Annotated in this window: 30 protein-coding genes; 14 read left to right on the plus strand and 16 right to left on the minus strand. The window is 30.7% G+C overall.

The annotated features are described in order from the left end of the window. Positions 1–30: 30 nt before the first annotated feature. Entirely contained in the window at positions 31–1,362 is a 1,332-nt protein-coding gene (locus tag WHD54_RS06145) for a TolC family protein (protein WP_088324283.1), read from the plus strand. An 87-nt stretch (positions 1,363–1,449) separates the two neighbouring features. Further along, positions 1,450–2,136 (plus strand): tRNA (adenosine(37)-N6)-threonylcarbamoyltransferase complex dimerization subunit type 1 TsaB, encoded by a 687-nt coding sequence (tsaB, locus tag WHD54_RS06150; RefSeq protein ID WP_088324282.1) that lies wholly within the window; start codon positions 1,450–1,452, stop codon positions 2,134–2,136. Here tsaB and WHD54_RS06155 read toward each other — a convergent pair. The 3 genes from WHD54_RS06155 to WHD54_RS06165 all read right to left on the minus strand — a co-directional run bounded on the left by WHD54_RS06155 (position 2,126) and on the right by WHD54_RS06165 (position 4,464). Beyond that, entirely contained in the window at positions 2,126–2,926 is an 801-nt protein-coding gene (locus tag WHD54_RS06155; RefSeq protein WP_088324281.1) for a mechanosensitive ion channel family protein, read from the minus strand. The two genes, tsaB and WHD54_RS06155, sit on opposite strands and share 11 nt — an antisense overlap. Before the next feature lie 108 nt (positions 2,927–3,034). Next, complete coding sequence (locus tag WHD54_RS06160) at positions 3,035–3,787, minus strand: energy transducer TonB (RefSeq protein WP_088324280.1); 753 nt, start codon at positions 3,785–3,787, stop codon at positions 3,035–3,037. Positions 3,788–3,888: 101 nt separating this feature from the next. Beyond that, positions 3,889–4,464, minus strand: coding sequence for a DUF3109 family protein (locus WHD54_RS06165; protein WP_088324279.1), 576 nt, complete (start codon positions 4,462–4,464; stop codon positions 3,889–3,891). Positions 4,465–4,549: 85 nt separating this feature from the next. Between WHD54_RS06165 and WHD54_RS06170 the strand changes: the two genes are divergently transcribed. From WHD54_RS06170 to WHD54_RS06180, 3 genes are all read left to right on the plus strand, one after another. Continuing rightward, entirely contained in the window at positions 4,550–5,137 is a 588-nt protein-coding gene (locus tag WHD54_RS06170; RefSeq protein WP_088324278.1) for a MarC family protein, read from the plus strand. Position 5,138: 1 nt separating this feature from the next. Then, on the plus strand, positions 5,139–5,756 hold the full coding sequence (locus WHD54_RS06175) for an FAD-dependent oxidoreductase (protein ID WP_088324277.1): 618 nt from the start codon (positions 5,139–5,141) through the stop codon (positions 5,754–5,756). Positions 5,757–5,839: 83 nt separating this feature from the next. After that, on the plus strand, positions 5,840–5,998 hold the full coding sequence (locus WHD54_RS06180) for a hypothetical protein (protein WP_158211822.1): 159 nt from the start codon (positions 5,840–5,842) through the stop codon (positions 5,996–5,998). Between the two features lie 137 nt (positions 5,999–6,135). On the opposite strand, the gene WHD54_RS06185 is transcribed toward WHD54_RS06180, so the two are convergent. Next, positions 6,136–6,792, minus strand: coding sequence for a hypothetical protein (locus tag WHD54_RS06185; RefSeq protein WP_088324276.1), 657 nt, complete (start codon positions 6,790–6,792; stop codon positions 6,136–6,138). 437 nt (positions 6,793–7,229) lie between these two features. On the opposite strand from WHD54_RS06185, the gene WHD54_RS06190 reads away from it, so the two are divergent. Beyond that, on the plus strand, positions 7,230–7,982 hold the full coding sequence (locus WHD54_RS06190; protein ID WP_088324275.1) for a hypothetical protein: 753 nt from the start codon (positions 7,230–7,232) through the stop codon (positions 7,980–7,982). A 159-nt stretch (positions 7,983–8,141) separates the two neighbouring features. On the opposite strand, the gene WHD54_RS06195 is transcribed toward WHD54_RS06190, so the two are convergent. The 6 genes from WHD54_RS06195 to WHD54_RS06220 all read right to left on the minus strand — a co-directional run bounded on the left by WHD54_RS06195 (position 8,142) and on the right by WHD54_RS06220 (position 13,568). Continuing rightward, complete coding sequence (locus WHD54_RS06195) at positions 8,142–8,327, minus strand: helix-turn-helix domain-containing protein (RefSeq protein WP_088324274.1); 186 nt, start codon at positions 8,325–8,327, stop codon at positions 8,142–8,144. Further along, the gene (locus WHD54_RS06200; RefSeq protein ID WP_088324273.1) at positions 8,312–8,524 is read right to left on the minus strand and encodes a hypothetical protein; all 213 of its coding nucleotides are present in this window, start codon (positions 8,522–8,524) and stop codon (positions 8,312–8,314) included. Before WHD54_RS06200 ends, WHD54_RS06195 begins: the two co-directional genes overlap by 16 nt. A 412-nt stretch (positions 8,525–8,936) precedes the next feature. After that, the gene (locus WHD54_RS06205; protein ID WP_088324272.1) at positions 8,937–9,266 is read right to left on the minus strand and encodes a hypothetical protein; all 330 of its coding nucleotides are present in this window, start codon (positions 9,264–9,266) and stop codon (positions 8,937–8,939) included. A gap of 2 nt (positions 9,267–9,268) precedes the next feature. Further along, on the minus strand, positions 9,269–11,125 hold the full coding sequence (glmS, locus tag WHD54_RS06210) for a glutamine--fructose-6-phosphate transaminase (isomerizing) (protein WP_088324271.1): 1,857 nt from the start codon (positions 11,123–11,125) through the stop codon (positions 9,269–9,271). A gap of 27 nt (positions 11,126–11,152) precedes the next feature. After that, on the minus strand, positions 11,153–12,748 hold the full coding sequence (locus WHD54_RS06215; protein ID WP_158211821.1) for a DUF4270 family protein: 1,596 nt from the start codon (positions 12,746–12,748) through the stop codon (positions 11,153–11,155). 10 nt (positions 12,749–12,758) lie between these two features. Then, positions 12,759–13,568, minus strand: a complete 810-nt coding sequence (locus tag WHD54_RS06220) for a glycogen/starch synthase (RefSeq protein ID WP_088324269.1) — start codon at positions 13,566–13,568, stop codon at positions 12,759–12,761. Positions 13,569–13,665: 97 nt separating this feature from the next. Between WHD54_RS06220 and panC the strand changes: the two genes are divergently transcribed. The 4 genes from panC to radA all read left to right on the plus strand — a co-directional run bounded on the left by panC (position 13,666) and on the right by radA (position 17,304). After that, on the plus strand, positions 13,666–14,520 hold the full coding sequence (gene panC, locus WHD54_RS06225) for a pantoate--beta-alanine ligase (RefSeq protein WP_088324268.1): 855 nt from the start codon (positions 13,666–13,668) through the stop codon (positions 14,518–14,520). A 20-nt stretch (positions 14,521–14,540) separates the two neighbouring features. After that, positions 14,541–14,891 (plus strand): aspartate 1-decarboxylase, encoded by a 351-nt coding sequence (gene panD, locus WHD54_RS06230; RefSeq protein ID WP_088324267.1) that lies wholly within the window; start codon positions 14,541–14,543, stop codon positions 14,889–14,891. 32 nt (positions 14,892–14,923) lie between these two features. Then, on the plus strand, positions 14,924–15,835 hold the full coding sequence (locus WHD54_RS06235; RefSeq protein WP_233131004.1) for a lysylphosphatidylglycerol synthase transmembrane domain-containing protein: 912 nt from the start codon (positions 14,924–14,926) through the stop codon (positions 15,833–15,835). Between the two features lie 107 nt (positions 15,836–15,942). After that, complete coding sequence (gene radA, locus WHD54_RS06240) at positions 15,943–17,304, plus strand: DNA repair protein RadA (RefSeq protein WP_088324265.1); 1,362 nt, start codon at positions 15,943–15,945, stop codon at positions 17,302–17,304. A gap of 113 nt (positions 17,305–17,417) precedes the next feature. Here the strand turns inward: radA and WHD54_RS06245 are convergent, their stop codons facing one another. Next, a complete protein-coding gene (locus tag WHD54_RS06245; RefSeq protein WP_088324264.1) occupies positions 17,418–18,164 on the minus strand; it encodes a uroporphyrinogen-III synthase in 747 nt (248 codons plus the stop codon). Positions 18,165–18,182: 18 nt separating this feature from the next. Beyond that, positions 18,183–18,803 (minus strand): DUF4271 domain-containing protein, encoded by a 621-nt coding sequence (locus tag WHD54_RS11865; protein WP_143744263.1) that lies wholly within the window; start codon positions 18,801–18,803, stop codon positions 18,183–18,185. Positions 18,804–18,903: 100 nt separating this feature from the next. Between WHD54_RS11865 and WHD54_RS06250 the strand changes: the two genes are divergently transcribed. From WHD54_RS06250 to WHD54_RS06260, 3 genes are read left to right on the plus strand one after another with little or no spacing between them, the layout of a single operon-like run. After that, a complete protein-coding gene (locus WHD54_RS06250; RefSeq protein ID WP_088324262.1) occupies positions 18,904–19,632 on the plus strand; it encodes a polyprenol monophosphomannose synthase in 729 nt (242 codons plus the stop codon). Beyond that, positions 19,632–20,969 (plus strand): dihydroorotase, encoded by a 1,338-nt coding sequence (locus WHD54_RS06255; RefSeq protein WP_088324261.1) that lies wholly within the window; start codon positions 19,632–19,634, stop codon positions 20,967–20,969. Before WHD54_RS06250 ends, WHD54_RS06255 begins: the two co-directional genes overlap by 1 nt. A 2-nt stretch (positions 20,970–20,971) precedes the next feature. Then, positions 20,972–21,427 carry a DUF4296 domain-containing protein gene (locus WHD54_RS06260; RefSeq protein WP_088324260.1) on the plus strand — a complete coding sequence of 152 codons (456 nt, stop codon included), beginning with the start codon at positions 20,972–20,974 and terminating at the stop codon, positions 21,425–21,427. A 5-nt stretch (positions 21,428–21,432) separates the two neighbouring features. On the opposite strand, the gene WHD54_RS06265 is transcribed toward WHD54_RS06260, so the two are convergent. After that, positions 21,433–22,425, minus strand: coding sequence for an NAD-dependent epimerase/dehydratase family protein (locus WHD54_RS06265; RefSeq protein ID WP_088324259.1), 993 nt, complete (start codon positions 22,423–22,425; stop codon positions 21,433–21,435). Between the two features lie 100 nt (positions 22,426–22,525). Here WHD54_RS06265 and tyrS point away from each other — a divergent pair, with 100 nt between their 5' ends. Then, positions 22,526–23,818 carry a tyrosine--tRNA ligase gene (gene tyrS / locus WHD54_RS06270; protein ID WP_088324258.1) on the plus strand — a complete coding sequence of 431 codons (1,293 nt, stop codon included), beginning with the start codon at positions 22,526–22,528 and terminating at the stop codon, positions 23,816–23,818. Positions 23,819–23,875: 57 nt separating this feature from the next. Here tyrS and WHD54_RS06275 read toward each other — a convergent pair whose 3' ends face one another. The 3 genes from WHD54_RS06275 to WHD54_RS06285 are packed head-to-tail and all read right to left on the minus strand — an operon-like array spanning position 23,876 to position 25,778. Beyond that, on the minus strand, positions 23,876–24,313 hold the full coding sequence (locus WHD54_RS06275) for a YHS domain-containing (seleno)protein (protein WP_088324257.1): 438 nt from the start codon (positions 24,311–24,313) through the stop codon (positions 23,876–23,878). A 28-nt stretch (positions 24,314–24,341) separates the two neighbouring features. After that, entirely contained in the window at positions 24,342–24,761 is a 420-nt protein-coding gene (locus WHD54_RS06280; protein WP_088324256.1) for a YHS domain-containing (seleno)protein, read from the minus strand. A 42-nt stretch (positions 24,762–24,803) separates the two neighbouring features. Continuing rightward, complete coding sequence (locus WHD54_RS06285; RefSeq protein ID WP_088324255.1) at positions 24,804–25,778, minus strand: acyl transferase; 975 nt, start codon at positions 25,776–25,778, stop codon at positions 24,804–24,806. Positions 25,779–25,896: the final 118 nt, after the last annotated feature.

A 25,896-nucleotide genomic window follows, 5' to 3' on the forward strand; every position in this document is an offset into this window, starting at 1 on the left:
TAAAAATAAAATCAACCAAAAAAAAATATTTTGAAAACTAAACTTTTATTATGTGCTGCATTTTTTACATCAATTGCCGCATTTTCTCAAAAACAATGGACTTTAAAGGAAGCTGTTGACCAAGCTTTAACAAAAAATATTTCTATACAACAAAATAAACTGAGTGTAGAATTAGCAAAGAAAGACGTAGAAATTGCCAAAGGTAATTTTTTACCAAACTTATCTGGATCTTCATCTGGCAGATACAATGTAGGTCTTTCTCCTAACGAACAAGGTATTTTATCGAACACAAAAAACTTAAACGCATCATTTAATATAACAAGTGGTGGTACCATTTTTAATGGATTTAGAAATACAAACACCTATAAACAAGCTAAACTTGGCGTAGAAACTAGTTTGCTTAACTTAAAGCAAATGGAAAATGATATTTCTTTAAGAGTAGTAAACAGCTATTTAAATGTATTGTTTGCAAAAGAAAATTTAGAAGTTGCTAAAGTACAAGCAGAAATTAGTAAAAAGCAAATAGAAGCAGCCAAAGCTAGGTTTAATGCCGGATCTATTGCAAAAGGAGAGCTATTAAATTTTCAATCTACAGCGGCTAATGACGTACAAAATGTAATTTTACAAGAAAACGCCTTAGATTTAGCTATTTTAAACCTTGCTCAATTATTGCAAGAACCTGCAGAAAACTTTGATGTTGCTCCAATTAATGTAGAAAACCCGAGTGCAGAGTTGTTCTACAATAATTCGTCTTCTGTATATGAGAAATCCTTAGATTTTATGCCTCAAATAACAAGAGCTAAATTAGATATAGAAAATGCCGATTTTAATATTGCATTAGCAAAAGGTGCTTTTTTACCAAGTTTAACCTACTCTATTGGTCTTGGATCTTCTTATTTTCATCAATTTAATAATTTAAGACCAGGGCAAACTAATATAAGTTTCTTCGAGTTTTTAAATGATCGTTTTAATTACGGAGCAGGAATTTCTTTAAATATTCCAATATTTAATAGATTTCAAACAAAAAATAGAGTTACACAGTCTTTAATCAATAAAGAAATATCTCAAACAAGATTAGAAAACCAAAAGCTACAACTAAAACAAACTATAGAGCAAGCATTTTTAGATGTAAAATCGGCTTTAAAAACATTTGAGGCTGCAAAAATATCTTTAGCTGCACAAAAAGAAGCGTTTAAAAACGCGCAAGAAAGATATAATTACGGTGCAATGACATTGTTTGACTTCGATTTGGTAAGAACCCGTTTGGTAAATGCTGAAGGTGCCATGATACGTTCTAAATACGACTATGTGTTTAAAACTAAAGTGTTGCAATTTTACTCAGGTGAACTAATTTTAGAATAAAAGAAATAACATCTTTTTCAACCTCACAGTTATAAAATTCTGTGAGGTTTTCTTTTTTGAAATAGTATCTTTGTAAAAAAAATCGAATTGGCAATTATTTTAAATATAGAAACTACCACAAAAAACTGCTCTGTTAGCATAGCAAAAAACGGAGAAACTATTGCCATTAAAGAACTAAATAATGGTAATTACTCTCATGCAGAAGTTTTACACACATACATAGAATCGGTTATAAAGGAAGCTAGAATTGATGTAAAAGAAATAAGTGCAATTGCCGTGAGTAAAGGACCTGGTTCTTATACTGGATTAAGAATTGGTGTATCTGCAGCAAAGGGATTCTGTTTTGCACTAGATAAACCATTAATATCTGTAGATACTCTTAAAGCATTATCGATAGCTATAAAAATAGAAAGCGGACATATAATACCTATGTTAGATGCCAGAAGAATGGAGGTGTACAGTGCTGTTTTTAACCATAAATATGAACAAGTTAGCAAAACAGCGGCAGTAGTAATTACAGAAGACTCCTTTTTAGAATTTTTAGATAAAGGCCTTGTTTACTTTATAGGCGATGGTGCAAAAAAATGCAAAGAAACAATTACGCACAAAAATGCAATATTTATAGATGATGTATTTCCTTCTGCGAAGCAAATGAGTACTTTATCTTTTGAAAAGCACAAAAAAAACGACATCGAAGATGTCGCTTATTTTGAACCTTTTTATTTAAAAGATTTTATAGTAATTCCAGAAAAGAAAAAGAAACCTACTTTTTAATTTCTACTTGATGTGGATAAGGAATTTCTATACCTGCCTTGTCTAAAGCAAGTTTAGTGTTTTCTGTAACATCAAAAAATACGGTCCAATAATCTTCTGTTTTACACCAAGGTCTTACAGCAAAATTAACAGAACTATCTGCCAATTCAGATACTGTTACTGCTGGTGCAGGTGTTTGTAAAACTTTAGGATGCGTTGTTAGAACCTGCATTAATACCTCTTTAGTTTCTTTAATATCTGCATCATAAGAAACCCCGAAAGTTAAGTCTACTCTTCTAGTACCTTCTGTACTATAATTAATAATGTTTCCGTTAGATAAAGAACCATTCGGAATAATAATTTCTCGATTAGACAAGCCTGTAAATTTAGTTGTAAAAATTTCTATTTCTTTTACAACACCTATTTCTCCTTGTGCTTCTACCAAATCTCCAATTTTAAAAGGCTTAAAAATCATAATTAAAACACCTCCAGCAAAATTTGCTAAAGAGCCTTGTAATGCTAAACCTACCGCCAAACCTGCTGCTGCTAAAATGGCCGCAAAAGATGCCGTTTCTACACCTAACTTAGCAATTACAGAAATAAATAATAATATTCTTAAAATCCAACCTAAAAGATTGCCCAAAAACTTCTGTAAAGTAACATCTACATTTCTTTTTCTAAGTATTTTTTGAGTGGTATTAATAATTATTTTAATTACTATTAAACCAATTATAAGCATTACCAAAGCCATAACTACTTTAGGTGCATATTGTACAATTAAGCTTTCAAATTTTGTAAGATATTCTTCCATTTTTATAATAGGGTTTTGTGTTCATATAAAATTATACACCACAAAGTTAGTCTTTTTCACAGAAAAGCAATGAAAACATCATGATTATTAAAAATCAATAAAAAGCATTTAATATTCCACTTTAAAAGCAATTGGCATTGTATAACGAACCCGAACTGGTGTATTTCTTTGTTTACCTGGTGTAAACTTTGGAAGCTTATTTATTAATAGTTCAGTCTCTTTCTTTAAACGAACATGAGGTGCTCTAATTTTAACATCTACAACATTACCGTTTGCATCTATTAAAAACTGAGTTTGAATTTTATGAACTCCAGCCTGTAAACCTAGTTCGCTTCCTAGGTTAGCATCGAAATTTCGCTGCACAAATTCTTTCATTTTTCTATCAAAACAGCGTTTATTTTCTTTTTTAGACAAACCTTCACATCCTTTAAAAACAGGTGCATCTTCTATGTTTATAAAGGCAACATCATTTTCAATTGGGTCTTCTTCTGGTATATCTACCTCAATAATACTATTAGGATCTACCAAAACCATTGGTGCATCGGGCTCATCTATTAAAACCTTTTCTTCGATAGTATTATCTCCTTTTTCAATTTTTTCATCTAAAATAAGCCTAGTTACTTTATCTACAGGAGAAGAAGGAGTAATCGTTTTCTTTTCTCTTTTAAAAACAGGAATTTCATGGGGTAAAAGAACATATACATTCGAATTTACTTGTGCCAAATGTTGTACCGTTTTTTTTGACGTTTTGTGTTCTAACGAAATATAAACCACAAATAGCACCAAAACAAGTCCTAATTGTGTAAAAATAGTAGAGAACTTCTCTAATTGTTTTGTGGGTACTTTTTTTAAGTTTTTCATAATCAGAAAGTTTATATGTTAAGATTATACAAAACCAAAGAACGTGCCATAAAAAAACAGCATTATTAAAATGCTGTTTTATAGATAGTTATAATAAAATATTACTCTGTAGCTCGATGTTTTTCTGCTACTTTTTCTAATTGATTATACCAGTTTTCTCCAAACTTTCTAATAAGTGCTTGTTTTACAAATTTATAAACCGGCACTTGCAGCTCTTTTCCAAGAGAACAAGCATCGTCACAAATTTCCCATTTATGATAATTTACTGCAGAAAACTCGCTATAGGATTTTACACGAATAGGATATAAATGGCAAGAAATAGGTTTTTTCCAGTCTATTGCACCCGAATTATAAGCTTCTTCTATGCCACAAAGTGCTGTTTTTTTCTCATCAAAAATTACATAAGCACAATCTGCATTGTTAATAAGGGGCGTTTCTAACTCTCCCCATTCACTAGTTACCCAAGTACCCTCTTTTTCAATAACTGCAATACCTTCTTTTCTTAAAAAGGGTTTTACTTTTGGGTATATTTTTTCTAAAATTTTGGTTTCTTCTTTATCTAAAGGTGCACCTGCTTCGCCATCTATACAACAAGCTCCTTTGCATGCAGAAATATTACATACAAAGTCTTTTTCGATAATATCTTCTGAAACGATTGTTTTTCCTAATTGAAACATGTGGCAAAAATAAGACATTTTTTTTCTTTAATTTTACATGAAACTAAACTTAGTTGAGTAATTTTGCACAAAAAATAATCGTAAAATGAATTTTAATTTTAAAGAAATTGCAACGGCATTTATGGTGTTGTTTGCCGTAATTGATATTGTTGGAAACATACCTATTATAATAGATTTACGTAAAAAAGCAGGTCATATTCAGTCTGGTAAAGCCTCTATAATTGCTGGTATAATTATGATTTTTTTCTTGTTTCTAGGTCAGAGTTTACTTGGATTAATAGGTATAGATGTAAACTCCTTTGCTGTTGCCGGTTCTTTTATTTTGTTTTTTATTGCACTAGAAATGATACTAGGTATTACTCTTTACAAAGACAACGAAGGTGATGTAAATGCCATTACGGCCTCTGTATTTCCATTGGCTTTTCCACTAATTGCAGGACCAGGAAGTTTAACAACCTTGCTCTCTTTAAGAGCCGAATTTTATATAGAAAATATTATAACTGCGGTGTTACTAAACGTATTGTTAATATTTGTTGTGTTAAAAACCTCTTCTAAAATAGAAAGAATTATTGGCCCCAACGGAATACAAATTATTAGAAAAGTTTTTGGTGTTATCTTATTAGCAATTTCTGTAAAACTATTTACAGCAAATATTAAAGCGCTATTTTTATAAAATGACTTCTTTTGATGCTCTTATTATTGGTGGTGGTGTTGCAGGAATGCAGTGTGCACTTGTCTTAGGCTCTGCAAAAAATAAACCTTTTGCAAAAAGTAAAAAAATGGGTATTATAATGCATCAAAAGGCATCGCATTTACAAAACGCACTTTTTAATAATGTATTGGGAATTTCTCCGAAAACTCTAGGTAAAGATATTTTATTAGATGGAAAACTACAATTATCTCGTTTATATCCAGAAGTATTACAAATAGAACATGAAAAAGTACTTGAAATTATAACTAATAAAGAAAACTATACCATAGTAACTACTAAAAGTAGGTACCTAGCAACTACGCTAGTAATCGCTTTAAATTACTCAAAACCTTTTACTATTAAAGGATTAGAGAACTTTTTAGTACCTCATAAAAGAGCAAATCCTACAAAAGATAGAATTGAGCTTAAAAACCGTAACTATAAAATACGTAAAAATTTATATTGCTGTGGAACTATTGCAGGTATTCGAAGTCAGTTTGCAATTGCAGCGGGAAGTGGTGCAAGTGTAGCTACCGATATTTTAACGGAATGGAACAACCATGTACCTACTAAAATACACGATAAAATTGGCACTCATTAAATATTTTTGAAGATGAAAAAAGTATTTCAAAATATCTCTATTGCTACATTAATGCTGTTTATTATATTGTTTTAGCCAACAAATTGAATATTAATATTCCTTACAACTCCTCTGATGTTCAAAGTTTAGTAGTTCTTATTTACTTATTTACAAGAATGAAATACAACCAACTGGAAATAAATGAAAAAGAGCAAACTATTAAAGAATTAAATAAGAAACTTAAAAGGTTAGAAAGTAAATAAATGCAAAATATAGCCTTTTATAAACAACAAAAAATGCAGCTTTTTAGCTGCATTTTTTTGTAATATTAAAAATATTAACTTATTCTACCGTTACCAGATGTCAACATCTCAACTAAAAGTCAGGTAACTACCAACCATTAGATTGTTTCCATCAATTGATTTTGTTCTTCTTCAATGATTGATTTAGTTGGGTTCACACCGAATTCTCCTAATGTTTTTACATAGAATTCAATGAAGTTATCTCCCTTACCACTATACTCATTGTAGGTTTTCCAATACAGTTGTCCATCACCATATGTTTTTGAGAGATATTGAAACCCATCCATAGGATTGTTTTCGGTTTTTAGGTTTCTTTCATAGATAATGTTGTTTTTTGGATTCAACCACCACTTCATACACACATAACCAATTCCTTTTGAGATGTAATCACCTACATACTTCTTTGAGAATGATTCCCAACTTTCAGTTTGGATTACTAATGGGGTGATTTGGAATTGTTCTTCACCATACTTATCCCACATCATATCTGAGATATCTTTCATTGAATTGATTTCATCTACATCAACATATCCTAACTCATTCACATATAATTTTCTTCCAATACTGAAATAATATTTTAGAAGGTTATCTCTGAATTCTTCAACAGTTATTGGAGTTTTAATTGAAGTGAAATCAACTTTTCTATTGTGAATTCCAATTAGTGTTTTTTGTAATTTTGATTTCAGATTTGGATTTTTTTTGTTCACTTTCTTTCTGAAATTCTTCGTGTTTCTTTTGTTTTGTTTTTTACTCATTTCTAATAAATTTTAATTGTTTTTAATTTTATTTAATTCCGATTCTCACTTAATAGAGGAGGAGAATCTTACCCTCTCAAACTTTGTTACATATACATTATAATCCTAAGTTACCAGATGTCAACATCTCAACTAAAAGTCAGGTAACCTCTTAGTAATAGAGAAGAGTTTCTTCATCATAATCCTCTTCCCAAACCCCATACATTATGTTGTTAAGGTGTTTGTTTGATTCCATTTCTGAGAATCTGATTTCTGAATTTGTTTCCATAATTTTTAATTTTATTTAATTCCGATTCTCACTTTATGGAGGTGGAGAACCTTGACCTCTCAAACTTTGTTACACTAATAGTATAATGGGGTATTACCAGATGTCAACCTTTTAGAAAAAGTCAGGTAACTTTTATAACTTTACAGTTCAATTAGAATGAACAAATCGGATGGATGATAAATACCGAATAAAAAAAGTTGGAGATGGTTGGGAGTTCCTTCCAAAAGAGGAACGAGATAGGAAAAGGAAGTATGAAAATCTCACAATCAAAATTAGAAGAAGAGAAAAGAAGATTGAGAGAATAAAGGTTCAACTGAAAAAGGAGAAGGAAGAACTTACAGAGTGGAAAGGTGAAATGAGGGAAGGATACAATGAGATGGTTAAATACCACAAAACCCTTACACCTACATTTTCTACATCAATCAGTAAAAACCCCAAACACAAACAAAAAGATACACTAACTGGTGATTATAAAACCAAAGGAAATCGTAGTTGGACAATAACTGTAAGAGTTATTGGGAAAAGAAAACCAATCTACTTAGGTACGATGGAAAAGGTTGGTGAAATGATTGATTTGATTGAAGGTAAAAGTGAATTTTGGAGTAAGAAGAGAGTTGATACTAACTACAAACACGAAGTTCAAACGATTAAAAAAATTGAATACTTAGTCTATCCATTAATTAAAAGAGATTTGATTAAATGTTTAGAATCTGAGGGAAGTTTAGAACCTTTTATGAATAGTACTGTAAAGGGTATGGATTACTTAAATGAATTGTATTTGAACTCTGAATTTTATGAGGAACCTAAAGTCATAGAAAAAAAGGAATCAAAAGGATTCTTCTTAGGTTATCTTCCAAATGGTAAACCAATTTATGGTAAGAAGAAATCTAAAAAAGAAAAAGGTAATGAGGAGGGTAAATAAACAGTAATAATTGATATCAAATTCAATAAATAAAAGGACTACATCAATCAACAAAGAAACACTTTTTCATTAACTGATATAGTAATCACAATTCTTTTATTCTTTATATTATATCAAATAGTGATTCAATCTTATTTTGATACTGTAATTATTTTTGAATTACACTAAGGTGTGATTTTGTTTCATTTGATTTTCCCACTCTAATAAATCCGTTTTCCTGATATACTTTTTATGAGATGAAATTTCTATCATAGGTAAACCAAACCTTTTTCTCCATTCTTCTATGGTGGTTCTGTTTACATTGTACATCTTCATTAGTTGTTGTTTTGTTATTCTTTCTTCCATTGTTTTTCTTCTTCTTTTTTTAATAATTCTTTGAATAGTTTTTGATATCCTTCTTTATCTTTCTTTATTCGATAGGGTTCAAGTTCATCTGAGAAGTTCTTAATCAATTCTGATTTTCTGATTAACTCCTCTGTGAATTCTTTTGGATTTTCTTTAATCCAGTTTAATGTTTCAATATTTAATTTAGTTTGTTTCATCTTTAAACAGTTATTATAAATAGGATAAACCATTATTTTATTTTGATTGAATTTTTAACTCTTAGAGTATAATCAGTATTAGATACACCAATCCCCTTTAAGAATTTCACCTCTTTTTTGAATCAATTATAAATTTCCTCAGACCAGTTCGATTGAATCACCCATATCTGATTTATAGTATAATCATTTTTGATACTATCGGAGAAACCTCTTCCGTTATGTTTAGATATTATTTCAATCTTACAGAATACTATCCGACGTCTAACCCACTAACTATTCCTCAGAACCCTCGTGGGTGGTTGGTATTTTACCCTATGATGGATACCAGTATCTAATATAAGTATCACGAAGTGTAGGAAAACGTAAAAAAAGTGAAGTATTTTTATCTAGAAGGGTAAGAAAAAAGTTAGTATTACCTTATTTCCTCAATAATCGGAACAGAAACCTCAACAATATCCTTTCTATTAATTCTCTCTTCTCTTATCTTTCCCTTCTTATAAATGGAATGAATATGGTTGTTTTTAAATACATTACCACGAGGTGTTTTTAACCCTTCCTCATTTAGAATTTGAGATATCTTTCTGTATCCAATAGGGGTAAGGATATCTTCTTTATACTTACAAATTCTATTGAATAAATATTGTTGATATTCAGTATAATTAGATTCCCAAAGATGTGTGGTTGTAATTGATATTGAGAAACTTAACATCCATTTTATGGAGTAAGGATTACCAACACACATATCTACTCCACTGTAACAGATTTAGCCAAGTTTCTAGGCTGATCTACATTTTTACCTAACATTACAGCAATATGATATGACAATAATTGCAACGGAATAGTAGTTAATAATGGGGTTAAAGCCTCTTCAGTTTCTGGGATTTCTATAACGTGATCTGCAATTTTTCGAACTTGTGTATCACCTTGTGTAACTATAGCAATAATTTTACCTGATCTAGACTTTATCTCCTGAATATTGCTAACCACCTTTTCGTAATGCCCTTTGTTAGTAGCTATTACAAAAATTGGCATATTTTCATCAATTAGAGCAATTGGTCCATGTTTCATCTCTGCTGCCGGATATCCCTCTGCATGAATATAAGAGATTTCCTTTAACTTTAAAGCACCTTCTAATGCTACCGGAAAATTAAATCCTCTACCTAAATACAAACAATTAGGAGCATCTTTGTAAACGGCTGCAATTTCTTTTACTTTATCATCTATTTTTAACAAGTCTGCTACTTTATTCGGAATTAGCTGCATATTTTGCAAATACATTCTAAATGCCGAGTTAGATAATGTTCCTTTAGACTTTGCTAACTTTAAAGAAATAAGAGTAAGTAGTGTTATTTGAGTAGTAAATGCTTTGGTAGAGGCAACTCCTATTTCGGGCCCTGCATGTGTATACGCACCTGCATGAGTTTCTCTAGCAATAGAAGAACCTACAACGTTACATATACCAAAAACAAAGGCGCCTTTAGATTTTGCTAATTTAATAGCCGCTAATGTGTCTGCTGTTTCTCCAGATTGAGAAATTGCAATTACAACATCATTTGCAGTAACAATAGGATTTCTGTATCTAAATTCTGAAGCATATTCTACCTCTACAGGAATCCTAGCCATATCTTCTAAAAGATACTCTCCCACCAAACCTGCATGCCAAGAAGTACCACAAGCCACAATAATTATTCTATTGGCATTTAAAAACTTCTGTAAATGATCGTCTATTCCAGACATTTTAATAAGTCCTTCGTCAGGTAACATTCTACCTCTAAAAGTATCTGTGATTGCCTTTGGTTGCTCGTAAATTTCTTTGAGCATAAAATGATCATACCCTCCTTTTTCTATTTGCTCTAAACTTAATTTTAACTTCTGAATATTGGCATCTACAAGAGAATCGTCTTTAATTTTACGAACTTTAATCCCTTTATTCAACTTAATTATTGCTAATTCTTCATCTTCTAAATAAATAGCATTTTTGGTATATTCTATAAAAGGAGAGGCGTCTGAAGCAATAAAAAACTCAGAGTTTCCTTCTCCAACTCCAATAGCAATGGGGCTTCCTAAACGTGCAACAACAATTTCGTCTGGTTTAGTTTTGTCGAAAACAGCAATAGCATATGCACCAATAACATTGTTTAACGCCAATTGTACTGCTTTACCTAATTTACAGTTCTCTTCTTTTTTTACTTCTTCTATAAGATTGATAAGAACTTCGGTATCGGTATCACTTTTAAAAGTATATCCTCTAGTTATTAATTCTTTCTTTAAAGAATCGTAGTTTTCTATTATTCCGTTATGAACAATTACTAAGTCGGATGATTTTGATAAATGTGGATGCGAATTTACATCATTTGGCACACCATGTGTTGCCCAGCGTGTGTGACCTATACCTATGTTTCCTTTTTTTCTTTCTTCTTCTTTATTGGTAATAACCTCTAAATCCGAAACTTTCCCCTTTGTTTTTGTAAGCTGAATATTTTTTCCATCATAAATCATTATCCCAGCACTGTCATAGCCACGATATTCCAATCTTTTTAATCCGTTTACTACAATTGGATAGGCGTCTCTATTACCTATATATCCTGTAATTCCACACATAATATTGCAATTTTATTGATTGATTTTTTAATTCTTAACCGTGTAGGAAATCTTAAGCTTAGCTCTTCTTTCTCCGTTTAAAGTTTCATCACCATTTAAAATAGAAACTGCTTTGGGGTTCCAGTTGTAATTTGTAAAAATAGTATCTGTAATTTGCGTATCTGAACTGTTATAAACTTTTAATCTTAATGGTGGATTGTAACTTGTTGCACCACTTAAAATATCTGATAAATAATCTGATATGCCAAAAATATACCTATCTTTCTTATTGTTTTCTCTTCTTAACCTTCCATCAAAAGAAACAATTCCTTCACTTAAAATATCTTTCACATGGCTAGCTACAATCTTTCCGTTTGCATCCTCGCCTCTTTTATATAAATACAATTGATTTGCTACATTACTAGTATCCGATGCCTGATTGATGTAAAACGTAAGTTCTGCATCATTTATCAGCCAATTTTTACTTCTTAACGCAGCAATTTGAGCAGTTGATAAAATTTCTACTTTTGCCTCTGAACCTGCAGCTCCTTGCAATACAACTTGATTGTTTGCAGGATAAGTTTTATGGTTCATTTTGTAGCTATTATTTATAATTCCGCCCAACTGAAAAGTATGCTTTTGCTTTATAACTGTATCTATTTGGCTAGAATTTGCCTTAAAGTAAGTGTTTGTATAATAAACTTCTATAAGTGGCCTTAAACTTTCTGAACTTGAGTTTCTTAAATTAAATGAAATTAAAGAACCACCTCTTTTACCTGAAGCATGTGTTTTTTCTTTTGCCTCTAAAATAATTCCTCTAAAATAATTATTAAAAGCATCTTGAGATGCAAAATTTGGGGTGTTATAATTGTCTAAAAAAACTTCTTTTACAAAAGTTTCTTTTAACGGAATTATTGCCATTGGAAATGGCAAATCTGAACTTGTTGTATATTTTATAGTATCTGTATCGTGTAAATCTCCCAAACTATTTCTACGCTTAATTATTACCAAAGTATCATTAGGATTAGGCATAAAATCCATGTTATCTACCGCTGTTAAAGAAGTATTTTTTGTTTGATATACCTCATCTGTTGCAAAATAATTTACCTTAGATGGATCTAAAGGATTTAAATTATTTAAGTACGTTTCTAGCTCGTAGATATTTAGAGTAAATGGCAAAGAAGTATCGCCAATTACAGAGTCTAATTTAAAGACAGGTCTTGTAGTTCTAGACTCTAAAGTTACTTGGTAAGGCAATTTAATAAAAGCAGTATCGATACTTGTTTGTACCGATAAATTGTCTGGATTGGCATAACTTGTAAGCGATAAATCTGGATTAATATTTACTTGAGACACTATAGATGCCTCTATATTTTCATACGAATCACTTATGTAAGTACCTAACAAATATTGCCCTTGAAAACCAAAAAACGGTGTTTGGTTTAAAGCCAAACCATCTGCACGCAAACGCTCTATTGGTGCGTTGGTAACCACTACATCTAAAATAGTATCGTTAGTAGTAAATTTAGTATTGGTAACAACACCAGAATTTATATTTGTAAAATCTTCTTCGCAAGAAACAATACTTGCCAACCCCAATAACAAAACACCTAAATAGGTGCTTTTTCTTAATATTTTTCTCACTGTAAAATAATTATTGCGCTGCAACTAAATCAGCATAAAAATTTAAATAACTTTCTTTAAAATTTTCTTCTTGAAATCCTAAAACCGGAATTTCTTTAGACTCAATAAAAGAAACCAATTCTTCTGAAATATCTTCACTACCATGAATTATTGCATCAGAATTTTCGATGGCACTCTTTAAAATATTAGTATGGCTAGGGACTTTTACAGTTTCAATTTTGTTATTTTTATGAAGATCGAAAGTTAATTTATCTGCTAACTTTTCATCTAAATTACCTTCAAATGGATTGTTATATATAGACGTAATTATTTTACTTTCTGTAAACAATGGCTCTTCATTGTAAAACTCTCTTAAATAAAGTGGTAGCAAAGAGGCCATCCAACCATGAACATGAATAATATCTGGCGCCCAATTTAACTTTTTAACAGTTTCTACAACTCCTTTTGCAAAAAATATTGCACGCTCATCATTATCTTCAAACAATGCATCATCTTCATCTGTAAAAACAGCCTTTCTTTTAAAATACTCTTCGTTATCTATAAAGTAAACTTGCATTCTTTCCTTTGGAATAGAGGCTACTTTAATAATCAATGGCATATCCATGTCATTTACAACCAAATTCATCCCAGATAAACGAATTACTTCATGTAACTGGTGCCTTCTTTCGTTAATTACACCAAACCTTGGCATAAAAATTCTGGTTTGTACTCCTTTAGAATGCGCGTTTTTAGCCGCATTAAATGCGGTTGATGATAACTCTGTTTCCGGTAAATAGGGAACTACTTCTGAGGAAACATATAATATTCTCTTGTCCTTCATTAAATCAAACTCTTTTATGAGATTGCCAAAAGTACAAATTTTTATGCTAATATCGTGTTAAAATGGTAAGTTTGCACTCCTTATCAACATTTTTAGAATGAAAATTTTTAATACAAAAAAAGACATAACAAACTGTCTTTTAGAATATAAAACAAAAAAACAACCCATTGGCTTTGTGCCAACTATGGGAGCTTTACACCAAGGGCACTTGTCTTTAATAAAAGAGGCAAAGGCAGAAAATGAAGTGGTTGTAGTGAGTATTTTTGTAAATCCGACACAGTTCGATAATTCGAGCGATTTAGAAAAATATCCTAAAACCCTAGAAAAAGATATTGAGCTGTTAAAAAGTATAAATTGCGATTTCTTATTTGCTCCTACTGTTGATGAAATATATGCAGAAAATATAATATCTGAAAGCTTTAATTTTGATGGTTTAGAGCATCAAATGGAAGGAGAATTTAGAACTGGACATTTTAATGGTGTTGGAACCATAGTAAAAGCACTATTTCAAATAATAATGCCAAATAACGCATATTTTGGTGAAAAAGATTTTCAGCAATTACAAATTGTAAAAAAAATGACTGAACAACAAAAGTTACCAGTTGTTGTGAAAGGTTGTGAAATTTACAGAGAAAAAGACGGACTAGCAATGAGTTCTAGAAATGTAAGACTTACAAAAGAACATAGAAAAGCAGCTCCATTTATATACAAAACCCTGCTACAAGTTCAAACATTATTTACTCAAAAAAGTATTTTAGAAATTAATAGCTGGGTAAAAAAAGAATTTGAAAAACAGCCTTTGCTAAAATTAGAATATTTTTGCATTGCAAACACCCAAACTTTGCAAGCTGCAACAAATAAAAAGCAAGACACCGAATACCGTGCATTTATGGCAGTTTTTGCAGGAGAAATTAGACTTATAGACAATATTAAATTAGAGAATTGTAACTAAAAAATTCCTATTTTTACCAAATGTTAGTACAAGTAGTAAAATCTAAAATCCACCGTGTAAAAGTTACAGGTGCAGATTTAAATTACATAGGAAGCATAACCATTGATGAAGACTTAATGGATGCTGCCAATATTATTGAAGGCGAACGCGTTCAAATTGTAAATAATAACAACGGAGAACGTTTAGAAACCTATGCAATTCCGGGTCCAAGAGGCAGCGGTGAAATCACTTTAAACGGCGCCGCGGCAAGAAAAGTTGCCAAAGGTGATGTATTAATTTTAATAGTTTATGGCTTTATGGAGTTAGAAGAAGCCAAAAACTTTAAACCTTCATTGGTTTTTCCTAATGAAGAAGACAATACCTTAACTTAATTTTGAACATTAAAAAAATATTAAAACTTATCGTGCCCCTTTTAATAGGTGGTTTTTTGGTATGGTATTCAATTGCAGATATCTCTCTAGAAATACTTGCCAATTATTTTAAAGAAGCAAATTACGGATTCGTCTTTTTAGGACTGCTTTTTGGTATATTAAGTCATTTATCGAGAGCCTACAGATGGAAATTTATGCTTGCTCCGTTGGGGTATACTCCAAAATTTGGCAATAGCGTTTTAGCAGTTTTAGTAGGCTATTTAGTAAACCTAGCGATACCAAGAGCAGGAGAAATTTCTAGAGCAACAGTAATGACAAATTATGAGAAAATTCCTTTCGAAAAAGGATTCGGAACTATTGTTGCAGAACGAATTGCCGACCTTGTAATGATGCTCTTGATTTTGGCAATTACACTTTTTGTTCAGTTCGATTTTATATATAACCTTTTATCGAAAAACTTTAATCCAACAAAAATTGGTATTGGAATAGTTTTTTTAATAATTGGTTTTTTAATATTTACCAATTTTGTTAAAAAAGCAAACAGTGGATTTCTACTAAAAATTAAAACTTTTGTAATAGGATTAATAGAAGGTATTACAAGTATTTTTAGAATGGAAAATAAATGGCCTTTTATTTTTCATACCCTTTTTATTTGGTTAATGTATATTGCTATGTTTTGGGCAACAATACCAGCCATTAATAATTTAACAGTGCCTTTTGGTGGGGTTTTAATAGGTTTTATTGCGGGTGGGTTTGCAATTGCTGCTACTAATGGCGGCATTGGTTTGTATCCAATTGCTGTGGCAAGCGCCTTAGCATTATTCGATATTTCTGAAGAAATGGCCACCGCTTTTGGGTGGATTATGTGGACTGCGCAAACAGTAATGGTTATAGTATTTGGTGGCTTGGCCTTTTTAATACTCCCTATTTACAACAAGAAATAAATTGTTTTATCATTTAAAATGTATGCTATTAAGTACTATTTATAGTAGTCATTTTCTAACATTAAAACTTTGTAACTTTGCATTTATCAAATTAAAAACCACTAAAAATGGCTAAAACTAAAACGACTTTTTTCTGTCAGAACTGTGGTACTCAACATGCAAAATGGGTAGGACAATGTGGCGCTTGTAAAGAATGGAATACTATCGTTGAAGAAATTATTCAAAAAGAAGAAAAAAGAGTTTGGAAACAGTCTACCTCTGCAAAACAGCATATAAACAAACCTCTTAAAATTGCAGATATTGTTCTTAATCCAGAAGAGAGAATTATAACTAATAATAAAGAATTAGACACTGTTTTAGGTGGTGGCTTAGTAAAAGGTTCTGTTACCCTTTTGGGAGGTGAGCCAGGTATTGGAAAATCTACATTATTGCTTCAAGTAGCCCTAAATATTAGTCAGAAAGTTTTGTATGTTTCTGGAGAGGAAAGTCAGTCTCAAATAAAAATGAGAGCCGAAAGATTAGACGATAAAAACTCTAATTGTTTAATACTTACAGAAACAAATACACAGCAAATTTTTAAAAATATTGAAGAAACAGCTCCAGAAGTTTTAGTTATAGACTCTATACAAACACTCCATACAAATAACATCGAGGCTTCTCCTGGAAGCATTTCTCAAATTAGAGAAACAAGTGCAGAATTGATAAAATTTGCTAAAGAAACGGCAACTCCTGTTTTATTAATTGGTCATATTAATAAAGAAGGTAACATTGCTGGACCAAAAATTTTAGAACATATGGTAGATGTAGTTTTACAGTTTGAAGGAGATAGAAATCATACCTATAGAATTTTAAGAAGTCAGAAAAACCGATTCGGTTCAACATCTGAACTAGGTATTTACGAAATGTTATCTAACGGACTAAGAGAAATTTCTAATCCTTCTGAAATATTAATTTCTAAGAAGGATGCCGATTTAAGTGGAACGGCTATTGCCTCTACTTTAGAAGGGATAAGACCTCTAATGATAGAAATTCAATCTTTAGTTTCTACCGCAGTTTATGGGACTCCGCAACGCTCTACAACAGGTTATAATTTAAAACGGTTAAATATGATATTGGCAGTTTTAGAAAAAAGAGCAGGTTTTAAATTGGGTGCAAAAGATGTTTTTTTAAATATTACTGGTGGTATAAATGTAGATGATCCTGCGATAGATTTGGCTGTAGTTGCAGCTATTTTATCTTCAAACCAAGATATTGCCATTAATCCAAACGTATGCTTTGCTGCAGAAGTAGGTTTGGCAGGTGAAATAAGACCGGTTTCTAAAATTGACCAACGAATACTAGAGGCCGAAAAACTAGGTTATAAAACTTTTGTAGCCTCTAAATACAACAAAATAAGTGCTAAAAATTTAGCTATTAAATTAGTACTAGTAGGTAAAATTGAAGAGGCTTTTGCTACATTATTTGCTTAAAAAAAACTAGTTACATAACAATAAAACACATCTCCTTAAAACAATCGTTTTTTAAAAAACAAAAAAGCCAAACATTTGTAAATGCTTGGCTTTACTGTATATTTATTATTATTTTATTTTTTATTAACTGATTTGATATATTTTTCTAGAGCCATAGTCATAGAAGGAGTTTCTGGAGTAGGCGCCTCTATATCGCATCTTAAACCGGCATCAGTAACTGCTTTGACGGTAGAGTTTCCGAAGGCAGCAATTCTAGTATTATTTTGTTTAAAATCTGGAAAATTTTGAAGTAAAGATTCTATTCCCGACGGACTAAAGAAAACTAATATGTCATAAAACACATTTTCTAAATCAGACAAATCACTTACCACAGTTCTGTACAAGTCTAAACGCTGCCATTTAACACCTAACTTGTCCAATTCTTCTGGAATTAATGGTTTTAATTTATCTGAAGATGGAAGTAAAAAGTTTTCAGTTTTATGCTTTTTTATAAGCTTGGTAAGATCTGGAAAAGTTCTATTTCCTACATAAATTTTACGCTTTCTATACACCACATATTTTTGCAAATAATAGGCAACAGCTTCAGACTGACAAAAATATTTCATATCGTCTGGTACCTTAAAACGCATTTCTTCTGCAATTTTAAAGAAGAAGTCAACGGCATTTCTACTTGTTAAAATAATAGCAGAAAAATCTTTTAGATCAATTTTTTCTGCACGAACTTCCTTTACAGGAATTCCTTCTACATGTATAAAAGACCGAAAATCAATCTTTACTTTTTGTTTATCAGACAAATCAAAATAGGGGGAAGTTTCTGTCTTGGGTGCAGGTTGCGATACTAAAATCGTTTTCACTTTCATACGCTTTGGTTTTTAAAGTTAAAGCATCAATTTAAACAGTATTAATAGCGGTGCTATTTCAAGGGTGCAAATGTACAAAATAAAATAAAACAACTTACTAAAAATCAGCTTTTTGTTATGGAATACCTGTAAAATAAATCTTACAAAAAATAAAAACACGGTACAAAAGTATAGTACAAAAGGACTTAGTTTACTGAAAAAAGTAATTGTAAAGAGAATAAAAAGCCAAAAACATAGAGCATAAAAATAGGCTGCTTTAGAAACCAAGTAAAATTGGACGTCTTTCTGAATAAAAAAAAGCTTAGAAATGGCTAATTCTATCAAACTTTTAAACAAAAAGTATAAAAAAACAACCAATAGTATTTTAAAATAACAACCCTTATCAAAAGTAAAATTATAATTGGTATTGGCTAAAAACAACAACAGTACAAGTGATAATACACTTATAGAAAAAAGAAAAAGTAAAGCGTTAAAAAATCGAAAATAAGTTCGCTCTTCTTCGACTTCTTTTTCAATGAAGCTTTTTGTAAAAAAGGCGAAAAAAAATCCTTTTAACCTTTCGGCATCTGTAGATTTTAAAACAACAATAATACCAATTAGTACTACTATCAAAATAGTTGTCCAGTTTGTATTTATCATTGTTTTTTCGAGTGCCTGCACTTTGTTTGTTTGCTATATTTTTACAAAATTAGTAATTAAAAAATGTATATTTGTATTCTTACCTCATGAAATTCAATTTATGTCAGAAGCGTTAGTAATTATCCCCACATACAACGAAAAGGAAAATATTGCGGCTATTATAAAAGCTGTTTTTAATCAAGACAAAGCATTTGATATTTTAGTAGTTGATGACAATTCTCCTGATGGTACCGCTTTGATAGTTGAAAAACTAATGGTTACATTTCCTGAAAAATTATTTTTAGAAAAAAGGAAAGGTAAAAACGGATTAGGTACTGCGTATATTCATGGTTTTAAGTGGGCACTATCGAGAGAGTATGAATATATTATTGAAATGGATGCAGATTTTTCTCACAACCCAGCAGATTTAGTGCGCTTATACGATGCTTGTAGTACTGGAAATGGTGATGTTTCTGTGGGTTCTAGATACCTAAACAACAAAGTAAATGTTGTAAATTGGGATATTAAAAGACTTTTACTTTCTTACTTTGCCTCTAAATACGTTCGCTTTATTACAAGAATACCTCTGTATGACACCACCGCAGGATTTGTTTGCTGGAAACGTAAAGTTTTAGAAACCATAAATTTAGAACAAATTAAATTTGTAGGTTATGCTTTTCAAATAGAAATGAAATTTAAGGCATGGAAACATCAATTTAAAATAAAAGAAGTTTCTGTAGTTTTTACAGACCGAAACTTAGGGGTTTCTAAAATGAGTGGAAATATTATTTCTGAAGCCTTATTCGGAGTTATAAAAATGAAATTAAACGGATTACCAAAAAATAAATAATGAGTACTTTCTTAATAAAAAATGCTAAAATAGTTACCGAAAACAAGACTTTTAAAGGAGATGTTTTAATCGAAAATAATTTTATAAAGAAAGTTGCAACTGCCATTACTGCACCTGAAAACACTACTGTTATAAATGCCAATGGCAACTATCTAATACCCGGTTTTATAGATGATCAGGTACATTTTAGAGAACCCGGTCTTACACACAAAGCAACTATTGCCACAGAGAGTAAAGCGGCTGTTGCTGGAGGAATTACCACGTTTATAGAAATGCCAAACACTGTGCCACAAGCAACTACACAACAGTTGTTAGAAGAAAAATTTAAAATTGCAGCGAAAGATTCGTACGCAAATTACTCTTTTATGTTTGGTGGCACAAATGATAATTTAGAAGAATTGCTAAAGACCGATCCAAAGAAAGTAGCAGGAATTAAGCTTTTCTTGGGCTCATCTACCGGAAATATGTTGGTCGATAACCAAGAAGTTTTAGAAAAAATATTTTCATCTACAAAAATGATTATCTCTGTGCATTGTGAAGATGAAGCCACAATTCGAGAGAATACTGCGAAATTTAAAGAAAAGTACGGAGAAAATATTCCTATAAAATACCATCCTATTATTAGAAGTGAAGAGGCATGTTACATATCTTCCTCTAAAGCCATAGAACTGGCAAAAAAAACAGGGGCGAGATTGCATGTTTTTCATTTATCTACTGCCAAGGAAACTCAGTTGTTTAGAAATGATATTCCGTTAGAAGAAAAACAAATTACTGCAGAGGTTTGTATACATCACCTGTGGTTTAACGATCGAGATTATGATACAAAAGGAACGCATATTAAATGGAATCCAGCTGTAAAAACAGAACAAGATAGACTTGGTTTGTGGGAAGCTCTTTTAGATGACAGAATAGATGTTTTAGCTACCGATCATGCGCCTCATACGTTGGCTGAAAAAAATAACAATTACTTAAATGCTCCTAGTGGCGGACCTCTTGTACAACATGCCGTTATTGCCCTGTTGGAAAAAGTAAAAGAAGGTGTTATTTCTATTGAAAAATTAGTAGAAAAAATGAGCCATAATCCTGCAAAATTATTTCAAATTGAAAAAAGAGGCTTTATAAAAGAAGGTTTTTATGCCGATTTAGTTTTAATAGATACCAATAAGCCACAAACTGTTTCTAAAGAAAACTTACTATATAAATGTGGTTGGTCTCCATTTGAAGGTACCACATTTTCATCTACCATAACCCATACATTTGTAAACGGCCACCTAGTATATAATGACGGTACTTTTAATGAAACAGTAAAAGGAAAACGTATTACATTTAATAGATAATAATGAAAAAAGAGCTATTTTTTTTACTCACCTTTGTACTATTATATTCTTGTACGAGCAATACTATTTTCGAAAAACCAAAAGATTTAATACCTAAAGATACAATGCAAATGCTGTTACAAGAAATGGTAATAGCTTCTAGCGCAAAATATATTAAAACTAAAAATCAGCAAAAAAATATTAATTATATGCCTTTTGTTTATGAAAAGTATAAAATTGATAGTACGCGTTTTAACAGTAGTAACTTTTACTATATGTCTAAAATTGATTTGTATCAAGAAATTCTAGAAGCTAGTAAAAATAGCTTAGAAAAAAGAAATAAAGTTTTTAAAAGAGAAAAATTGGTGTTAGACTCAATTAGAAAAGACTCTGTAGATAAAGCTAGGGTCGAAATAAAAAGACTAGATAGTTTAAAAAGGATACAAATATTAGACAGTTTAAAAAGAATTAAAAAATAAACTGTTTACCATTTTCTACAAATTTCTTTTATTACATTGTCTATGCTTTCAAACTTAAAAGACAATTGCTCTTCTATTTTTTGAGATGAATATTTAGAAACTGAATGAGCACTTTGTGCAGAATATTTTGATAGTATAGGAGTTTTTTTTGTAAAAAAAGAAGTTACCATAGCAACCCTCCAAAGCAAAGAAGTAACCCAAGGTTTTATTTTTATAGAAGGTCTTTTTTTTCCCAAACCGTCTGCAATGGCAAAAAATATTTCTTTGTAAGATTTGTTCTCGGAAACTACAATAAATCGTTCATTTTCAATAGAAGAATTCATTAATAAATACATTGCTTTAACCACATCATTTACCCCTACAAAACCAGTAACGCCTTCAGTATAATATTTCAAGCCTTTATGTATTTGACTAAACAATTTACCAGAACCTGATTTAAAAAAGCCACTGCCTAAAATTACACCAGGATTTACTATGACTACAGCAACGTTTTCTTGACTGGCGCGCCACATTTCCATCTCTGCACCAAATTTAGTAATCGAATATCCACTATTATCTGCCTCTTTATTCCATTCATTTTCTTCGGTAATTAAATCCGTTTTTAACGCATCGCCAACAGCAGCAATAGAACTTACAAAACAAATTTTTTCTACTTTGGCATCTATTGCCAAGTTTGCAATAATAGCAGAACCATGAATATTTACTTTTCTCATTTCTTTGTAATCTTTCGGATCAAAAGAAATAAAAGCAGCACAATGGTACACTTTTGTAATACCAACAAAAGCAGGAATCATAGCAGGAACCTCTGTAATATCTGCTTTAAACCACTCTATTTTAGAGAATAATAATGAGGCATCTTTGTCTTGAGAAAAGATTTTTTTTACGGCAGTAATCTTTTCTTCAGTTCTATAAATAGCCCGAATATGTTCATTTTGCTTTGTTAAATAGTATAACAAATGAGCACCTACCAAACCTGTTCCTCCTGTAACTAAAATCATACTGCTAATTTATGGTTTTTTCGTTGATAAGTTTATCTTTGTTGCAATTATAAAGACCTTATAAATAAAAACCTTTTTTGGTTTAAAAGACCTATTTACAATGACAAATTTTGTTGAAGAATTACGCTGGCGAGGATTATTACATGATATTATGCCAGATACAGAATCTTATTTATTAGAAAATAAAACCGCAGGTTATATTGGTTTCGACCCAACTGCAGATTCTTTGCATATTGGTAGTTTAGTACAAATTTTTATACTTAAACATTTTCAAAATGCTGGCCACAGACCCATTGCTTTAATTGGTGGTGCTACAGGAATGGTGGGTGATCCTTCTGGAAAATCTGCAGAACGTAATTTATTAGATGAAGAAACATTAGCAAAAAATATTGCGGGTGTTCGAGAAAACTTAGAACGCTTTTTAGACTTTGATGCTACTGCAGATAATAAGGCAGAACTAGTAAATAATTACGATTGGATGAAAGATATTTCTCTAATAGATTTTGTTCGAGACACCGGAAAACATATTACCGTAAATTATATGATGGCAAAAGATTCTGTAAAAAAACGATTAAGTTCAGAATCTTCTGTAGGAATGAGTTTTACAGAATTTACCTATCAATTATTTCAGGGTTATGACTTTTACCACCTATACAAAGAAAAAAACTGTATGTTGCAAATGGGAGGTTCAGACCAATGGGGTAATATTACTACAGGTACAGAATTGATAAGAAGAAAAGCACAAGGAAAAGCATATGCCATTACTGTACCTCTGGTAACCAAAGCAGATGGCACGAAATTTGGTAAAACAGAAGGCGGTAATGTTTGGTTAAATGCTAACAGAACTTCTCCGTACAAGTTTTACCAATATTGGTTAAATTCTTCGGATGAAGATGCAGAAAATTTTATTAAAAAATTTACTTTTCTTGATAAAGAAACTATAGAAAATCTAATAATAGCCCATAAAGAGAGTCCACATTTACGATTATTACAAAAAAAATTGGGCGAAGAAGTTACCACTCTAACACATGGTAAAGATGCCTACGAAAATGCTTTAAAAGCATCTAATATTCTTTTTGGAAAATCTACAGCATCTGATTTAAAATCTATAGATGAACAAACTTTTTTAGATGTTTTTGACGGTGTGCCTCAGGCTAATGTTAGTATTACTGATGTAGAAAACGGCTTAGATATGATTGGTGCTTTAGCAGCAAAAACTAACTTTTTATCCTCTAATGGTGAAGCTAGAAGAGCACTAAAAGAAAATGCTATTTCTGTAAACAAAGAAAAAGTAAAAGAAAATTTTACCATTACTAAAACAGATTTAATTGCCAATAAATATGTATTGTTACAACGTGGTAAAAAAACATATTACTTGCTAGTAGTTCAGTAATTTTTTTTGAAATAATTAGAAAAGGGCTAAAGTTTGCTTTAGCCCTTTTTTGTTCTATTAATTTTCAACTATTTTTTGCCAGTTAATAACTGCTTGTTTTTGAAGTTGTTCAGGACCTTCTTTCTTCCATAATTTATAAGTATTTGTACCCCAAGAATTGTAAAACAAATACAATTTACCATTTCTAACTTCAAAAGTTTTGGGGTTAATACTAACCTTATCGCCATTTTTACCAATAGCATATGCACAATATCCACCAAACTGAGGGAAATATTTATTAGGGTTTTCTTTAAATAACTTTAAATTTTTTTCTGATGAAAACTTTAATTTTACACCATTATAATTGGTTGTAAATTTTTTATTTCCTTCTACTGCTTTATTCGAAAAATAGGCAACTAGATCGTAACCTTCTGCAATAAATCCTTTTTTTAAATTATAATTTTTTTGTGAAAAGACGCTGCTAGAAATTAGCAATAATACTAGTAATTTTTTCATATTAGGGTTATTTGTTTATTAATTTAGTTCAGTTTTCAGTTGCTTTTATTTTTAATAAATCTGGCTTTTCATCTAACCAACTTTCTAGCTTGTTAAAAAACCATTTGTTATAAAATAAATACAATTTACCATCTCTTATCTCAAAAGTAGTTGGGTTTATTTCTTTTCGTTCGCTGCGAGTGGCAATCGCATATGCACAAAACCCACCACACTGTGGAAAATATTTTTTGGGGTTTTCTTTAAAAAGCTTTAAATTTTTTTCTGATGAAAATTTTAATTTTACACCGTTATAACTTGTTAAAAACGAATTGTTTCCCTCTTTAGGCTTACCATCAGTAAAATAAGAAACTACATCATAGCCATTTGCTATAAAGCCTTTTTCTAAATTATACTCTTGCCCAACCAAAGATATGTTACAGAAAAATAGCAAAAAAAGTAACTGTTTCATATAAAAAGATTTTTTAAAATAGACGCAACAGCTTTCAAGAACTTACAAAACCATCAAATTACAGCCTCTAATATCTGAGGCATCAAAACGCCCTATCACTTCAAAAGAGCCATCATTATATACTTTGCCTAAGTCTTGAGTTGCTATAAAAGAGCAGGAATTATAATTTGCTAAATCTATAATATTAATTCCGCCATTTTTACCAAAACTATTTATAGTAAGAGCATCTTCGGTATCTCTTGTTAAAACTTTCATCCATGGTGGTGTTGTAAAAATACCGTTTCCTTTAGAATAAGCCTGACTTAATAACTCTGTCATTCCGTATTCTGAATGAATTTTTTCTACACCAAATCCGCTTTTTAAAATATCATGTAATTCTTGTCTAACCAACTCTTTTCTTCTCCCTTTCATGCCTCCAGTTTCCATAACTATGGTGTTTTTTAACTGAAATTTTTGGAGTTCTATTAAGTCTAATAAGGCAAAAGAAACTCCTATTAAAAGTATTTTCTTTCCCAATTTTTCAAATGCTAATAACTTTGTAGCTAATTCTTTGTAGTTATTTAAATAAAATCCGCTTTCTTCATTTTTAGATTTTCGAATTAAATCATCCACCATAAATACTAAAGAAGAGCCTTTTCTTTCTAAATAATTTGGCAACAATGCCAATACTATATACTCTTCTATATTTCCATAAAAATGGGTAAATCCTTTTAAATAACTATCTCTATAAAGTTGAATATCTGTAACAAAATGTTTACTTGTAATTGAACTAGTTGTTCCCGAACTTGTAAAAATTTCTTGTACTTCGTCTTTAGAAGATACAATTTGTCGAGACTTAAAAAACTGAATTGGTAAAAAAGGAATTTCAGAAAGCTGGGTAACGTCTGAAGGGTGTACATATAACAAATCACAAAAAGAACGATACACCTTATTGGTATTAAATTGATGTTTAAAAGTTGCTAAAGCCTTATTTTTAAACTCGTATTCGTTGCTAATAGTAAATATTTCGTCTCTCATAAATTGTTACAAAAATAAGATATATTCATTCAGTTTATTAATTATTCTTTCAGTTTAAAATTTAATTTAACGACAATTTTTAAGTCTTTACCGAAAAAAAATTAATACTTTTTTTGTT

Source organism: Polaribacter tangerinus (assembly GCF_038024095.1).
Lineage (GTDB): Bacteria > Bacteroidota > Bacteroidia > Flavobacteriales > Flavobacteriaceae > Polaribacter > Polaribacter tangerinus.

What these genes read in the sequence shown, in the direction of transcription:
- radA (WP_088324265.1), top strand. Translation starts at nt 15,943, where the DNA reads ATGGCTAAAACTAAAACGACTTTTTTCTGTCAGAACTGTGGTACTCAA.
- WHD54_RS06190 (WP_088324275.1), top strand. Translation starts at nt 7,230, where the DNA reads ATGGATGATAAATACCGAATAAAAAAAGTTGGAGATGGTTGGGAGTTC.
- panD (WP_088324267.1), top strand. Translation starts at nt 14,541, where the DNA reads ATGTTAGTACAAGTAGTAAAATCTAAAATCCACCGTGTAAAAGTTACA.
- WHD54_RS06155 (WP_088324281.1), bottom strand. Translation starts at nt 2,926, where the DNA reads ATGGAAGAATATCTTACAAAATTTGAAAGCTTAATTGTACAATATGCA.
- glmS (WP_088324271.1), bottom strand. Translation starts at nt 11,125, where the DNA reads ATGTGTGGAATTACAGGATATATAGGTAATAGAGACGCCTATCCAATT.
- WHD54_RS06250 (WP_088324262.1), top strand. Translation starts at nt 18,904, where the DNA reads ATGTCAGAAGCGTTAGTAATTATCCCCACATACAACGAAAAGGAAAAT.
- WHD54_RS06175 (WP_088324277.1), top strand. Translation starts at nt 5,139, where the DNA reads ATGACTTCTTTTGATGCTCTTATTATTGGTGGTGGTGTTGCAGGAATG.
- WHD54_RS06285 (WP_088324255.1), bottom strand. Translation starts at nt 25,778, where the DNA reads ATGAGAGACGAAATATTTACTATTAGCAACGAATACGAGTTTAAAAAT.
- WHD54_RS06165 (WP_088324279.1), bottom strand. Translation starts at nt 4,464, where the DNA reads ATGTTTCAATTAGGAAAAACAATCGTTTCAGAAGATATTATCGAAAAA.
- WHD54_RS06170 (WP_088324278.1), top strand. Translation starts at nt 4,550, where the DNA reads ATGAATTTTAATTTTAAAGAAATTGCAACGGCATTTATGGTGTTGTTT.
- WHD54_RS06280 (WP_088324256.1), bottom strand. Translation starts at nt 24,761, where the DNA reads ATGAAACAGTTACTTTTTTTGCTATTTTTCTGTAACATATCTTTGGTT.
- WHD54_RS06205 (WP_088324272.1), bottom strand. Translation starts at nt 9,266, where the DNA reads ATGTGTGTTGGTAATCCTTACTCCATAAAATGGATGTTAAGTTTCTCA.
- WHD54_RS11865 (WP_143744263.1), bottom strand. Translation starts at nt 18,803, where the DNA reads ATGATAAATACAAACTGGACAACTATTTTGATAGTAGTACTAATTGGT.
- WHD54_RS06195 (WP_088324274.1), bottom strand. Translation starts at nt 8,327, where the DNA reads ATGGAAGAAAGAATAACAAAACAACAACTAATGAAGATGTACAATGTA.
- WHD54_RS06265 (WP_088324259.1), bottom strand. Translation starts at nt 22,425, where the DNA reads ATGATTTTAGTTACAGGAGGAACAGGTTTGGTAGGTGCTCATTTGTTA.
- WHD54_RS06245 (WP_088324264.1), bottom strand. Translation starts at nt 18,164, where the DNA reads ATGAAAGTGAAAACGATTTTAGTATCGCAACCTGCACCCAAGACAGAA.
- WHD54_RS06220 (WP_088324269.1), bottom strand. Translation starts at nt 13,568, where the DNA reads ATGAAGGACAAGAGAATATTATATGTTTCCTCAGAAGTAGTTCCCTAT.
- WHD54_RS06260 (WP_088324260.1), top strand. Translation starts at nt 20,972, where the DNA reads ATGAAAAAAGAGCTATTTTTTTTACTCACCTTTGTACTATTATATTCT.
- WHD54_RS06160 (WP_088324280.1), bottom strand. Translation starts at nt 3,787, where the DNA reads ATGAAAAACTTAAAAAAAGTACCCACAAAACAATTAGAGAAGTTCTCT.
- WHD54_RS06200 (WP_088324273.1), bottom strand. Translation starts at nt 8,524, where the DNA reads ATGAAACAAACTAAATTAAATATTGAAACATTAAACTGGATTAAAGAA.
- WHD54_RS06185 (WP_088324276.1), bottom strand. Translation starts at nt 6,792, where the DNA reads ATGAGTAAAAAACAAAACAAAAGAAACACGAAGAATTTCAGAAAGAAA.
- WHD54_RS06255 (WP_088324261.1), top strand. Translation starts at nt 19,632, where the DNA reads ATGAGTACTTTCTTAATAAAAAATGCTAAAATAGTTACCGAAAACAAG.
- WHD54_RS06275 (WP_088324257.1), bottom strand. Translation starts at nt 24,313, where the DNA reads ATGAAAAAATTACTAGTATTATTGCTAATTTCTAGCAGCGTCTTTTCA.
- panC (WP_088324268.1), top strand. Translation starts at nt 13,666, where the DNA reads ATGAAAATTTTTAATACAAAAAAAGACATAACAAACTGTCTTTTAGAA.
- tyrS (WP_088324258.1), top strand. Translation starts at nt 22,526, where the DNA reads ATGACAAATTTTGTTGAAGAATTACGCTGGCGAGGATTATTACATGAT.